The 12,121-nt window shown below is 60.5% G+C and carries 12 protein-coding genes; 5 read left to right on the top strand and 7 right to left on the bottom strand.

Features of this window, described 5'->3' with window-relative positions:
• Positions 1-79: 79 nt before the first annotated feature.
• From CDO73_RS19115 to CDO73_RS19085, 7 genes are all read right to left on the bottom strand, one after another.
• Positions 80-988 carry an STM4011 family radical SAM protein gene (locus CDO73_RS19115; RefSeq protein ID WP_088490129.1) on the bottom strand — a complete coding sequence of 303 codons (909 nt, stop codon included), beginning with the start codon at positions 986-988 and terminating at the stop codon, positions 80-82.
• Positions 985-2,349: an STM4012 family radical SAM protein gene (locus tag CDO73_RS19110; RefSeq protein WP_088490128.1), complete on the bottom strand. Its 1,365-nt coding sequence runs from the start codon at positions 2,347-2,349 to the stop codon at positions 985-987. Before CDO73_RS19110 ends, CDO73_RS19115 begins: the two co-directional genes overlap by 4 nt.
• 34 nt (positions 2,350-2,383) lie before the next feature.
• Complete coding sequence (locus CDO73_RS19105; RefSeq protein ID WP_088490127.1) at positions 2,384-3,187, bottom strand: STM4013/SEN3800 family hydrolase; 804 nt, start codon at positions 3,185-3,187, stop codon at positions 2,384-2,386.
• Positions 3,184-4,467: an STM4014 family protein gene (locus tag CDO73_RS19100; RefSeq protein ID WP_179218753.1), complete on the bottom strand. Its 1,284-nt coding sequence runs from the start codon at positions 4,465-4,467 to the stop codon at positions 3,184-3,186. The genes CDO73_RS19105 and CDO73_RS19100 overlap by 4 nt, the downstream gene beginning before the upstream one ends.
• A gap of 348 nt (positions 4,468-4,815) precedes the next feature.
• A complete protein-coding gene (locus tag CDO73_RS19095) occupies positions 4,816-5,667 on the bottom strand; it encodes an STM4015 family protein (RefSeq protein ID WP_088490126.1) in 852 nt (283 codons plus the stop codon).
• Positions 5,668-5,888: 221 nt separating this feature from the next.
• Positions 5,889-6,989 (bottom strand): DUF1648 domain-containing protein, encoded by a 1,101-nt coding sequence (locus CDO73_RS19090; protein WP_088490125.1) that lies wholly within the window; start codon positions 6,987-6,989, stop codon positions 5,889-5,891.
• Complete coding sequence (locus CDO73_RS19085) at positions 6,986-7,393, bottom strand: GntR family transcriptional regulator (protein WP_088490124.1); 408 nt, start codon at positions 7,391-7,393, stop codon at positions 6,986-6,988. Before CDO73_RS19085 ends, CDO73_RS19090 begins: the two co-directional genes overlap by 4 nt.
• Positions 7,394-7,598: 205 nt before the next feature.
• Between CDO73_RS19085 and CDO73_RS19080 the strand changes: the two genes are divergently transcribed.
• The 5 genes from CDO73_RS19080 to CDO73_RS19060 form a co-directional block, all read left to right on the top strand.
• Positions 7,599-7,811 carry a hypothetical protein gene (locus CDO73_RS19080; RefSeq protein WP_088490123.1) on the top strand — a complete coding sequence of 71 codons (213 nt, stop codon included), beginning with the start codon at positions 7,599-7,601 and terminating at the stop codon, positions 7,809-7,811.
• A gap of 41 nt (positions 7,812-7,852) precedes the next feature.
• Positions 7,853-9,274 carry a dihydrolipoyl dehydrogenase gene (gene lpdA, locus CDO73_RS19075; protein ID WP_088490122.1) on the top strand — a complete coding sequence of 474 codons (1,422 nt, stop codon included), beginning with the start codon at positions 7,853-7,855 and terminating at the stop codon, positions 9,272-9,274.
• Between the two features lie 256 nt (positions 9,275-9,530).
• Entirely contained in the window at positions 9,531-10,562 is a 1,032-nt protein-coding gene (locus tag CDO73_RS19070) for a thiamine pyrophosphate-dependent dehydrogenase E1 component subunit alpha (protein WP_088490121.1), read from the top strand.
• Between the two features lies 1 nt (position 10,563).
• The gene (locus CDO73_RS19065; protein WP_088490120.1) at positions 10,564-11,547 is read left to right on the top strand and encodes an alpha-ketoacid dehydrogenase subunit beta; all 984 of its coding nucleotides are present in this window, start codon (positions 10,564-10,566) and stop codon (positions 11,545-11,547) included.
• 31 nt (positions 11,548-11,578) lie between these two features.
• A partial coding sequence (locus tag CDO73_RS19060; RefSeq protein ID WP_179218752.1) for a biotin/lipoyl-containing protein occupies positions 11,579-12,121 on the top strand: 543 nt, incomplete at its 3' end.

Raw genomic sequence — 12,121 nt, 5'->3', positions numbered from 1 at the left:
GAATCGGTTGATCTTAACGTAACACAAGAACCCGGACAGAAGGCTGTCCGGGTTCGAGGCGGATTCTTGAATTCTAAGATTATCTCGAGTGCCCGTCGCTCGGCGCGGACGCATCCCCGGCCGCCGCGAGCCGCAAAGGAGATCCTCGACGTTCCAGCAATCCGTTTCCGTAATGACGCTCCATTTCCAGCTCGGGCATATGGATATAACCGATATAGCAGCCGCATTCTTTCATCCCGCAGGCACGCGGCTTCGACAATCCTTCCAGTCCGTGCCGATACAAATGTCCGATGACCCGGCGATCGCTGTAACAACGTTTGACGATGCCCGAGCCTTGCACGAAGAAGACCGATTCCCCGGTGCGGCAGGACCGGCCCAGACTGGCGTAATCCGGCAGATTCAACTCGAACAAAGGGTCGATTCCGCGCAGCAGGGCGATCTCTTCCGGAGCGTAATAATCGCCGCGGTCTTTGAACGCGTTGATCCACAGATAAACGTCGCTCGGCAGCGACCGGCGGAGCGAAGCGATCGCGTCGAACGCGCTGCGTACGCCTACGCTGCCCACGCTGAACGGAATGCTCCGATCGTGCAGTTCGCGGCAGCGCGACAAGAAACGTTCTTCGGTCGTCTCGCCGGGATGATACGTCGCCCAGAACGCGGCCGTATCCGCTTTCAGCCGATCCGTCCAATCGAGCTTGGCGGACAGATTGGTCTGGATCGCCACGCGCTCGACATGAGGCATATGCGACAGATCGATCATCGCTTGGCAATACCAGCGATGCACTAGTCCTTCGCCGTACGGCTGAAAGAAAACGGACAGCACGTGACCGGACGCTTCCTGCTGCCTGGCCCATTCGACGAAACGTTCGACCTGCTCCCGGTCTTTGCGCAGCGTCTCGGCACTGTCCGTGGTCTTGCTGAACGGACAGTAAGGGCAGGAATAATTGCAAGACGACAGCGAACCCCGAAAATACAGCGTCGCTCTCATGGCAGCACGAACTCCGTCATCCGCCGCCGCACGGGTTCCGAGATCAGCCAATCGCCGATCGCGTCGGAATAGCCGAGACCTTCGCGGCCCATGCGCAGCACGCCGTTCTCGATTCGGCCGAGTCCCGAATCGAGCAGCAGCCGCAGCTCCGGCAGATCGTCGAACGCTTCCGATCCGAAGCGCTGTCCGTATTCGGCCAAGTTCAGTCCTTCGCTGTGCAGAATGCCTTTGAGCACGAAGCGGCGCCGCTGTTCGTCGGCATTCAGCACGAAACCGTAATCGGCCGTATCGTGACGCTCGGCGGCGACGTAATCGGCGATGATGCTCTCCGTGGCTTTGCGGCTGACTCCGTAACGGGACGCGTAATGAACGTCTCGCGTATAAGAACGCGCGCCGCAACCGAGTCCCATCATGCCTTCTTCTTGGCAGCCGTAAGCGAGCAGCGTTTTGTCCGGCGAGTACCCTGCGGCGTCCCGGCGCGCGAACCGCCGCATCGAGAACTGCTCGTAGCCGCGTTCCGCCAAGCGTTCGCAGGCGGCCGCATACATCGACCAACGCAGATCTTCGGGCCCTGCTGCCTGTACGTCCCCGGGCTTCAAGATCGTATGCTCGCGCGTATAGAGCGGGTACAAGAAGATCTCGCCCGGTTCGTAAGCCAGCGCCTGCTCCAGCGAATATAACCATGTCTCCAACGTCTGGCCCGGCAGTCCGTAGATCAGGTCCAGATTGAGCAGCGGAAAATCGAACGAACCCAGCAGTTCGAGCGCGCGCCGGACTTCGTCGGGCTTCTGCGGACGATAGATCGCGGCCGCTTCGGTTTCGATAAAACTCTGAATGCCCATGCTGACCCGATCGACGCCGCGCTGTTTAAGGATGCGAAGGCGTTCGGCGTCCACGGTCTCGGGCGACGTCTCTACGGAAATCGAAGCTTCGGCGGGATTCAGTCCCATGATGCCCTCCGCGATCTCGAACAAACGCGTCAATTGATCGGCGCGCAGCAGGGTAGGCGTGCCTCCGCCGATCGCGAACCGCGCGAACGGACGGGACGCGAATCCGGCCCATTCCCGGGCTTGACGTTCCAGCGCGTCCACATACCGTTTATGCACGTCTTCGCGTTTGTCCGGCAGGGTGAACAGATTGCAGAATCCGCAGCGCGCGCCGCAGAACGGAATATGCATGTATAAGAAAAAGCTTTCCGCCGGTTCGCGCCGCCACAAATCGGCCAACGGCTTCGGCGTGTCGAACGGACGGTAAGCGGTCTTGTGCGGATACGAATACAGATAAGAACGGTAAGGAGCGGCGGCCAGTTCCTGTTTCCAAGCCTGAACCCGCTCCGCGTCGTAAACGGCCGTTTCGGTCATGGCTAACGGCTCCTTTCTCGGATGAAATGTCTATTTACAACATGAATTCGCGGTAAGGGACGGTCCATACCGTCTCGTGCGCGAGGCGATGGCCTTGATAGCCGTCTTCGCCGTAAGCCGTGCCGTGATCCGAGAACGCCATGCAGAACGCCGGATTGTTTCTGGCCCGCACGGCTTCGAATAATCGGCCGAGTTCCGCGTCGGCGTAACGCAGCGCGGCGCGCTGACTGTCGACGGAATCGCGTTTGGCGCCGGGAAGGAAGATATGGTTCGGGCCGTGAATCGCCGACACGTTGATGAACAAGAAGAAGCGTTCGTCCGGCGGAATCTCCGCCAACAGCTTCAGCGCGTGATCCACCTGATGTTTGGTGGACTGCGGATTGGTGACGCCGAAGTTCATGCGCCAGAAGCTGCGCTGGAAATATCCCGGCAGCACGCGCGCGAGCGGCACTTTTTTGGTGAAAAAGATGACGCCGCCGATGCAGAGCGTATGATAGCCTTCCGCCGCCAGTCCCGATACGATATCCGGCGTATCGAACAACCATGTATGCGGATGCGTCTTCAACCCCGTGCCGCGCGAGTGGAATAAGCGGACGTGCGAAGACTTGTCCGTATTCGCGGGCGTAGGCAGAAATCCGCCGAAAAAGGCATGATGCGCCGCGTAAGTGAAACTGCCCGGCGAATGGCGTTTCTCCCAAGAGCCGCCGCCGCACAGATTGGGGCAGGCGGCTTCTTCGAGCACCGCCGCGTCGTAGCGCAGCGTGTCGAGGGTGATCATCAGAATGTCGTGCGTGCCGACGACTCGGTTCATATCGACGGACGCTGTAGATGGATTCATGCGTGCTGTCCTCCTTGAACGATGGCGGGCGAAGCGCAAGGCTGCCCGTTCGCGGGCCGGCGCGACATCTCCCACGCGTACGGGTCCATGCCGTCGTGAGCGACGCGCCGCAGCAGATCGCCGAACGGATTGACGTCGGCGATATAAGGCCGTCCGCCGGTACGGTCGATCAGGACGTCGATGCCCGCCGATGCCGAGCCGGGGAACGCGCGCATCGCCGCGAGCGCTTCGCTTCGCGCCGCGGCCAACGCTTCTTCCGGCAGACCCGATTCGGCGGGGGCGAGGCGCCGGCTTCGCAGATGCAGATTGGTGATCGGGGTCTCGCCCGCGCGCACGACGCAGTGACCCGCTTCGCCGAAAGCGACGAGCTGCCGCAGATCGAGAGAACGTTTGCCCAGCATGGCTTTCGGAATCCAGCGCTCCGCGTGGATGCCGTGCCCGCACAGATAACCGATCAGCGTGCGGATCTCTTCCGGGTCGCTCAGCGTGCGGACCCGTTTGGAATTGTAAAAAACGCCCGGACGCTGCACGTAAACTTCCGCGCTCAGCGAAGTTGTGGCACGTTGCGCGCCGGTGCGCGGATTGATCTCGTAAGCGATCACGCCGGAAGCGGCCGAACCGAAAGCCAGCTTCAGGAACACGCGGGGCATGCGCCGCTCGGACATCGCCGCGCGAACCGCTTCGTAGCCGGTCAAGGTCTCCGGCTCCGCCAGCAGCGCCGGCACGGAGACGCCGGCTTCGCGCAGCCGCCCGTGGCAGGCTCTCTTATCGAACATGACGGCGATCTCCGCCGGATCGTTCCAGAACGAAGCCTGCGGCCAAGCTTGCTCGGCTTCGCGCCGGATGCGCGCGAGCAGGCGGCAGAAGCCGCGGAACCACTGCGACGGATGCATCAGCCGCACGGGATGCTCTTCCAGCGCGAGCGAAGCGCGCTCCGAGAGGCGGTGCGGGTCGCGCCTGCCGCGCAGCGGCAGCAGTTCGTCGCCGTCGTCATGCTCCGGCGCGCCGAGCGCGATCAGCGCGCGCTCGACGGCGAAATGCTCGCCCGGCGCATCCAGCCGGATCAGCGGCGAGCAGCCTGCCGGCAGACCGGCCTCGGCGGCCGCTTCGGCGAGCGGAACGCCGGCGAGCAGCCGTTCGTACGGCACGACGAACGGCGCGGGAAGACCGAGCGACAGCCGGGCCTGCCGGATGCCGTCGGTGCGTTCGCCTTCGGCGTGCGCGATCAGCAGAAGCGGAACGCTTCGCGGATCGAGCCGGAAATTATCGGGATTGATCATGGAATCGTACCTTTCTTCGAAAAGGCGGGCGGGAGCTGGAGGCAGGAGCGCGGCGGCTCGCTGCTTCCGGCAGCCTCGCGGCCGGATTCTGGCGGTGCAGAACAGGTCGTTCGAATATTCGAGTCGGTGGGACTACTGGGTCGCGCGCGTTTCGGTTACAGGTTTCAATGAATGAGGTTGGTGCGCGTTTTCGCTCGTCCGCGTGACGAAATGCACCTGAAGCGTGTTCGTTCGCTCGTCCGCGTGACGAAATGCACTTAAAGCGTGTTCGTTCGCTCGTCCGCGCAACGAAATGCACTTAAAGCGTGTGCATTTCGTTCTACGCTTAACCGAATGAGCAGAAGGCGCTCATTCGGTTAAGCTCGGATATCTATATTCCTCACCCTCGTAACTGTCGACTTCCTGACGATCGCTCACGTCGGCGTTCGGCAGTTCGGAAGACACGCGAGCGGTCATCTCTTCGGACAGATAATGGAAATGCAGGTCCAGCTTCGGCAGCCGGCGGATCTTTTCGCTGGCGAGCAGAGCTTCCGCGCCTGTGTCGCTGAGCGTGCCTTCGGACAGATCCAGCGTCTCGAGCGAATCGAGGATGTCCGATTGGGCGATCGCCGCCGCGATCTCGTCTTGAAGCTCGCTGTCTTTGAGGCCGAGGTAAGTCAATTTCGGGAATAATCCCGGCTTGGCGACGGCCATTACGTCTTCGAGCGTGCCGTTGAAGCCGTAATTGTCCACGCCTATGTAGAGTTCGAGCTTTTGCAGGGAAGGCAGATGCGCCGCCGCGATCGAAGCCAGCACGTTTTTGCCGAGACCGCCGCAGATGACGACCAGCTCTTCGAGCTTCTCGTGCGAGACATGGCCCAGCGCCAGATCGTTGCTGCCTTTGATCGTGAGCGAGCGAAGTTCCGGGAACGCCGCGAACAGGGGATTGAGGTCGGATTGGTTGATCCAAGACACTTCGCATTCTTCGTAGCTCATATCGCCGACGAACAAGCTGCGAAGCGCGGGAAAGCGGTCTTTCAAGCGTACCAGCGCCTCGACGATTTCGGCCGAAGAGTTCTCGTACGAGCCGCCCCAGTCTCCGATGATCAGACTGGACAACGCTGCCGCTTCCGGTTTGTCTGCCAGTTCGTCGAGCAATTTGACCATCGTTTGCCCGTCTTCGTACTCCTCGTATCCGATGCTGAGTTTGATTTCCGTCATGCCGATTCCTCCCGAAAATGGTGATTGGAAAATATAGATCCAACCTAACATCGCGGAAGCGGCGAGTCAAGTCAAAAATAAGAACTTACGTTCTTGTTTCGCGAATGCGGAAATCGCGTCAAAGCCCGCCTTATTCGCTCGAGCGAGCGCATAAGGCGGGCGAAGAATAGAGCGGTTACGCATGAGGCCGTGTCTGCAAACCTACCGAGGAGGCCGGAACATCAACCGCCGAACGCGATCGCCGCCGCCACGGCCGCGATCGGCAGCAGCGTAACGGCGGCCGTGATCAACCAGCTCGCCGGACGGGCGAAGTTGAAGGTCCAGCCGAGTCCGTATCTTTTCTCCGTCATGAACGAAGGGTCGTTGGGATTGTAGTAGAACAGGCCGCCCCGCCAGTAACGGTCGTCCCCGAAGCGGCGGTTCACGGTTTCGTCCGCCAGTCCTTTGCGTTTGGTATAGACGACCAAAACGATAAGCGGAACGATCAGAAGCAGCAGGAATACGAACAAGTACCCGACCGGCAGCGTGCCTTCGAAAGCATAGGTGCTGAGCGCCTGCATGAAGCTGAACATGACGTTAACCGCGAGAGACAGGAAATACAGCATGTAGGCGGTCGAAGCGAGCATCTGTTTGTTTTTGCGCAGCGAGCCTTCGGGATCTTTGGGATCGAGCCGTTTAGGCATGCGTCCCAGCGAGAGATGGATCAGGAAGAAGAGCGCCGTCAGCCCTAGTTGAACGAAGCTGAGCGTATAGACGCTGCCGATCGTTTTGGCTTGATAGCGGTCGGGAAGCCCGGCGGCGTCGAAATGCACGGGCATCGGATCGGGAATCAGCGCCCAATTGCGCGCGACGATCCAAACGGACGCCGCAATGATCGCGAGCGGAAGCAGGTACGCCCATGCCGGAATTCCGGAAACGGAACGTTTGCGGTCCGGACCGATATAGGCGGCGCGTTTCGGAGAATCTTCCAGCGTCCAACCGCGTTCTTTTTTCAAAGCGAGCGCTTGGCTGCGGGAGACGTTCCAAGCGGCGGCGATGCAGAGCGCTTGAGGGATCAGGAGCAGCGCCAGCGTCCAGCCTTCCGATCCGCCCGAGAACCGGTAAGCGGCAGCGGCAAGCAGGATGCCGACCGCGCCGCCGCCGAGAGCGAGCAGCAGAAACTTGCGGCGGATGCGTCCGATCTGCGGCAGTCCGCGTTCTTCCGGAGGAACGTATACGCCGAGCAGCATATGCGTCATGAAGACCGGAAGGCCGATCAAGGCCAACAGCCAGAGCAGGTCGATCAAGACAGTAATCCAGATAAAAGCGGCGGTGTGGTTCATGGCGAGGTTCCTCCTTGGGATGACGGGTTTTGAATCTGTCTGTACAGCGAGAGCAGCAGTTCTTGAAGTTCGTCTTCGCTCATGCCGCGCGCTGCCGATTCGGCGGCGAGCGGACGAAGATCTCTTCGCAGGCGTTCGCGGAACGCTTCGTCCGCCGAAGGAAGGCTGCCCGGCTGGACGATGACGCCCTGCTTGCGATGAATCTCCAAGAAACCTTCCTGTTTAAGCGCCTGATAAGCTTTGTTGACCGTATGCAGATTGATGCCCAGATCCGCGGCCAGCGTGCGAACCGACGGAAGCGGCTGGCCGGAAGACAATTTGCCCGACGCGATGCCTTCGATCAATTGATCGGCCAACTGCTTATAGATCGGCACTTCGGATTGCAGATCGAGTTCGATGAACATCTGATTCCTCCTCTATCTACTTGTTATATATATAGTATAACAGATAGAACGAAAGAGCAAGATAAGATTGTCGGTCGGGAAAAATCGTTCGGCTCGTGGTATGCTAGGGATGGCGAGCCGATAAGACGCGAACCGAGCGGAGAAGAAATCTTTTGTTCGGGCGGCTTGTACGGTCTCGAAGCGGGAAACGGAAGGATGAAGGAACATGAGCGAACATCAAGCCGACGACGCGGAGCGTCTGGAACGTCTGCGGACGCGGGTCGAGCTGGAGAGCGGGGAAGCGGAATGGCTCGAAGGGCTGCTGAACCGTCTGGCCGAGACGGAAGCGCAGAACAAAAGGCTGCGCGAAGCGCTGCTCAAAGCCAACGGACGCAAGCCGACGATGTCGACCAAGCTGCGCGATGCGCTGTACGAATAGCGGAGCGGAACCTATATAGAAGAAACCGGAGGAATAGATCCATGACCATTACATGCGATGTCGCCGTGCTCGGCGGAGGAACAGGCGGCTACGTCGCCGCGATCAAAGCGGCGCAGCTCGGCAAAGAAGTCGTGATTATCGAACGGGAGAAGCTCGGCGGAACCTGCCTGCATAAAGGGTGCATTCCGACGAAAGCCCTGCTTCGCAGCGCGGAAGTCTATTCGCTGCTTCAAGACGCGGAAGCTTACGGCGTGGAAACGGCCGGCACGCTGCTCGTATTCCCGAAAGTGCAGGAGCGCAAGCAGGGAATCGTCGACAAACTTTATCAAGGCGTGCAGTATCTGATGCGCAAAAATAAGATCCGCGTCATTCAGGGCAGCGGACGGATTATCGGGCCTTCCATCTTCTCGCCGCGCAGCGGAGCGGTGGCGGTAGAACTTCCGGACGGCGAGATGGAGACGGTCGTGCCGCAGAATCTGATCGTGGCGACGGGTTCGCGTCCGCGCGTCATTCCGGGCTTGGAACCGGACGGCAAGTTCATCCTGAGCAGCGACGAAGCGGTCGATCTGGCGAAGCTGCCGGAGTCGATGCTGATCGTCGGCGGCGGCGTGATCGGCGTCGAATGGGCTTCCATGATGAGCGACTTCGGCGTCAAGGTCACGCTGGTCGAGCTGGCGGATCAGATCCTGCCCGGGGAAGACGAAGAAGTGGCCCGCGAGTTGAATCGGACCTTGGCCAAACGGGGCATCGAGATTCTGACCGGAGTCGAGCTGAAACCGGACACGTACGCGCCGGGCAAAAAAGATTTTGCGATCTCAGCGGTTCATAAAGGGCAAGAGATTGAGCTGAAAGCGTCGCAAATGCTCGTATCGGTCGGCCGCGCGGCGAATGTCGAAGGGATCGGGCTGGAAAATACGGATATTCGCGTCGTCAACGGTTTTATCGGCGTCAACGGCAACTTCCAGACCGGCGAATCGCATATCTACGCGATCGGCGACTGCATCGGCGGCCTGCAATTGGCGCATGCGGCCAGCCATGAAGGCATCGAAGCCGTGCTTCATCTGGCGGGACAGCCGAGACACGGTTACGATCCGGACTTCGTGCCGCGCTGCGTGTACGCGCATCCTCAAGTCGGCAGCGTCGGCATGACCGAGAAAAAAGCGCGCGAACTCGGTCGCAGCGTCAAGTCGGCCAAAGTGCCGTTCTCGGCGATCGGCAAAGCGCTGGTCGAAGGCCATGCGGAAGGGTTCGCCAAAGTGGTGGCCGACACCGAAACCGGCGATCTGGTCGGCGTGCAGATCATCGGGCCGCACGCGACGGAATTGATCGCCGAAGCGACGCTCGCCAAAGTGCTCGACGCCACGCCATGGGAAGTGGGCAACGCCGTGCATGCGCATCCGACGCTGTCCGAAGCGCTCGGCGAAGCCATGCTGGCGATCGACGGCAACGCGATTAACGTCTGATCGGCAGACCCGCTCCCGCGGACGGCGGAGCGGGTTTTTGTGATGGTCGAGAAACGCTGAACGCGTTCGCCGGAGCGCTTCGCGCGAGTGCGGTAAAGCGCCTATTTTCTTTTTGCCGGGAAAAGGATTATAATAGGGGCGAGTCAAGAATTAGTACCAGGTTTTAAGACGTCATAACAGGTCGAGGTTTTCGAACGTTCGACAGGCGGTTTAAACCTTATATTATTCGGTCAAGACATTTAAGGAGGTTCCCGTGATGAACCAAAAAGCAACGGCTGCCACGCAGGCCCCGCACGAACTGGTCGGGTTGGACGATCGCCGCGCCGTGGAAATGTATAAATATATGCTGCTCGCGCGCAAATTCGACGAGCGCTGCCATCTGCTGCAGCGGGCGGGGAAGATCAACTTCCACGTATCGGGCATCGGACAAGAAACGGCGCAGGTCGCCGCGGCGTTCGCGCTCGATACCGATAAAGATTATTTCCTGCCGTATTACCGCGATTACGGATTCATGTTGGCCGTCGGCATGACGCCGCGCGAGCTGATGTTGTCCGCGTTCGCCAAAGCGGAAGATCCGAACAGCGGCGGACGCCAGATGCCGGGCCATTTCGGCAGCAAAAAGCTCCGCGTATTGACCGGGTCCAGCCCGGTAACGACGCAGGTGCCGCACGCGGTCGGAGCGGCGCTGGCTTCGAAGATGCGCGGCGAAGGAGCCGTATCGTTCGTCACGTTCGGCGAAGGGTCAAGCAATCAGGGCGATTTCCACGAAGGCGCGAACTTCGCGGGCGTGCAGAAACTGCCGGTCATTCTGATGTGCGAAAATAACCAATACGCCATCTCCGTGCCGGTCGCGAAGCAGCTTGCGGGCAAAGTGAGCGACCGCGCGCTCGGTTACGGGTTCCCGGGATTCCGGGTAGACGGCAACGACGCGCTCGCCATGTACGGAGCGGTTCGCGAAGCGCGCGAACGCGGCGTGAACGGCGAAGGACCGACGTTGATCGAAGCGATGATGTACCGGTTGTCGCCGCACTCCACGTCGGACAACGATCTGGCGTACCGGACGAAGGAAGAAGTCGACGCCAATTGGGAAAAAGACGGGATTCCGCGCTACAAACAATACCTGATCGAAGCGGGATTGTGGAGCGAGGAGCAGGAAGACGCGTATCTTAAAGAAATCGCCCAAGAACTCAAAGAAGCGACCGAATACGCGGACAAAGCGCCGTATCCGCGCGCGGAAGACACGCTGCTGCACGTCTACGCGGGCGACGGACAGGAAGGGGACAACTGATATGCCGATGATGGAATATATCGACGCCATTCGTCTGGCGATGAAAGAAGAGATGGAACAGGATTCGTCCGTGTTCGTGCTCGGCGAAGACGTGGGCGTCAAAGGCGGCGTCTTCACGACGACCAAAGGCCTGCAGGACCAATTCGGCGAAGATCGCGTGATCGATACGCCGCTGGCCGAATCCGCGATCGCGGGCGTCGCGATCGGAGCGGCGATGGTCGGCATGAAACCGATCGCCGAGATGCAGTATTCGGACTTCATGCTGCCGGCGACCAACCAGATCATCAGCGAAGCGGCCAAGATCCGTTACCGTTCCAACAACGACTGGGATTGCCCGATCGTCGTGCGCGCGCCGATCGGCGGCGGCATCTTCGGAGGCCTGTACCATTCCCAATGTCCGGAATCGATCTTTTTCGGCACGCCGGGACTGAAGATCGTCGCTCCGTATTCGGCTTACGACGCCAAAGGATTGCTCAAAGCGGCAATCCGCGACCCGGACCCGGTACTCTTTTTCGAGAACAAAAAATGTTATAAACTGATCAAAGAAGACGTGCCGGACGATGATTACGTCGTGCCGATCGGCAAAGCGAACCTGCTGCGCGAAGGCGACGACATTACCGTCATCAGCTACAGCCTTCCGCTGCATTTCGCGATGCAGGCGGCCGAGGAGCTGGAGAAAGAAGGCATCACCAGCCATATTCTCGATCTGCGCTCGCTTCAGCCGCTCGACAAAGACGCGATCGTCGAAGCGGTGCGCCGCACCGGCAAAGTGTTGATCGTTCACGAAGACAACAAGACCGGCGGCATCGGGGCGGAAGTCGCCGCGATCATCGCCGAAGAATGCCTGTACGATCTGGACGCGCCGATCCGCCGCCTGTGCGGTCCCGACGCTCCGGCCATGCCGATCAACCCGCCGCAGGAGAAGTTCTTTATGCTCAGCAAAGACAAACTTCTGGACGCGATGAGAGAATTGGCTTTGTATTGACCGGCATCGTCCACATAGAGGAGTGAACGCAATGAGTACATTCAATTCCACGCACAAAGAAATCGCCATGCCGCAGTTGGCCGAATCGCTCGTTTCCGCGACGATCGCCAAGTGGCTCAAACGACCGGGCGACTCCGTCGATCTGTACGAACCGATCTGCGAAGTCATCACGGATAAAGTCAACGCCGAGATTCCTTCGACGGAAGAAGGCGTCATGGGCGAACTGCTGGCCTCCGAAGGCCAAGAAGTCGCCGTCGGCGAGATCATCTGCCGCATCGCGGTCGCCGGCGGCAGCGGCGAAGCTTCCGCCGCGTCCGCTCCGGCGGCTCAAGCCGCGCAGCCCGCGGCCCCGGCGCCGTCCGCGCCGCCGCCGGCCGCTTCGCAAGCGGCCGGCGCGCCGCGCCGTACGGGCGATGCGCGCGCCCGCTATTCGCCGGCGGTGCAAGCGCTGGAGGCGCAGCACGGCCTCGATCCGGCCGTCATTCCCGGCAGCGGCATGGGCGGCCGGGTGACGCGCAAAGACGTGCTCCGGCATCTGGAGCACGGAGGCGCGTCCCAAGCGGCCTCGGCCGCT

It is taken from the genome of Saccharibacillus sp. O23 (genome assembly GCF_002205895.1).
Classification (GTDB): Bacteria; Bacillota; Bacilli; order Paenibacillales; family Paenibacillaceae; genus Saccharibacillus.
Note: the sequence above shows the minus strand (reverse complement) of the source record. Positions and strands in the feature narration are given on the sequence as shown.

Bases quoted from the DNA above. Each gene is read 5' to 3' on its own strand.
- CDO73_RS19090 (WP_088490125.1), bottom strand. From the start codon at position 6,989: ATGAACCACACCGCCGCTTTTATCTGGATTACTGTCTTGATCGACCTG.
- CDO73_RS19095 (WP_088490126.1), bottom strand. From the start codon at position 5,667: ATGACGGAAATCAAACTCAGCATCGGATACGAGGAGTACGAAGACGGG.
- CDO73_RS19115 (WP_088490129.1), bottom strand. From the start codon at position 988: ATGAGAGCGACGCTGTATTTTCGGGGTTCGCTGTCGTCTTGCAATTAT.
- CDO73_RS19085 (WP_088490124.1), bottom strand. From the start codon at position 7,393: ATGTTCATCGAACTCGATCTGCAATCCGAAGTGCCGATCTATAAGCAG.
- CDO73_RS19110 (WP_088490128.1), bottom strand. From the start codon at position 2,349: ATGACCGAAACGGCCGTTTACGACGCGGAGCGGGTTCAGGCTTGGAAA.
- CDO73_RS19070 (WP_088490121.1), top strand. From the start codon at position 9,531: ATGAACCAAAAAGCAACGGCTGCCACGCAGGCCCCGCACGAACTGGTC.
- lpdA (WP_088490122.1), top strand. From the start codon at position 7,853: ATGACCATTACATGCGATGTCGCCGTGCTCGGCGGAGGAACAGGCGGC.
- CDO73_RS19105 (WP_088490127.1), bottom strand. From the start codon at position 3,187: ATGAATCCATCTACAGCGTCCGTCGATATGAACCGAGTCGTCGGCACG.
- CDO73_RS19065 (WP_088490120.1), top strand. From the start codon at position 10,564: ATGCCGATGATGGAATATATCGACGCCATTCGTCTGGCGATGAAAGAA.
- CDO73_RS19080 (WP_088490123.1), top strand. From the start codon at position 7,599: ATGAGCGAACATCAAGCCGACGACGCGGAGCGTCTGGAACGTCTGCGG.
- CDO73_RS19100 (WP_179218753.1), bottom strand. From the start codon at position 4,467: ATGATCAATCCCGATAATTTCCGGCTCGATCCGCGAAGCGTTCCGCTT.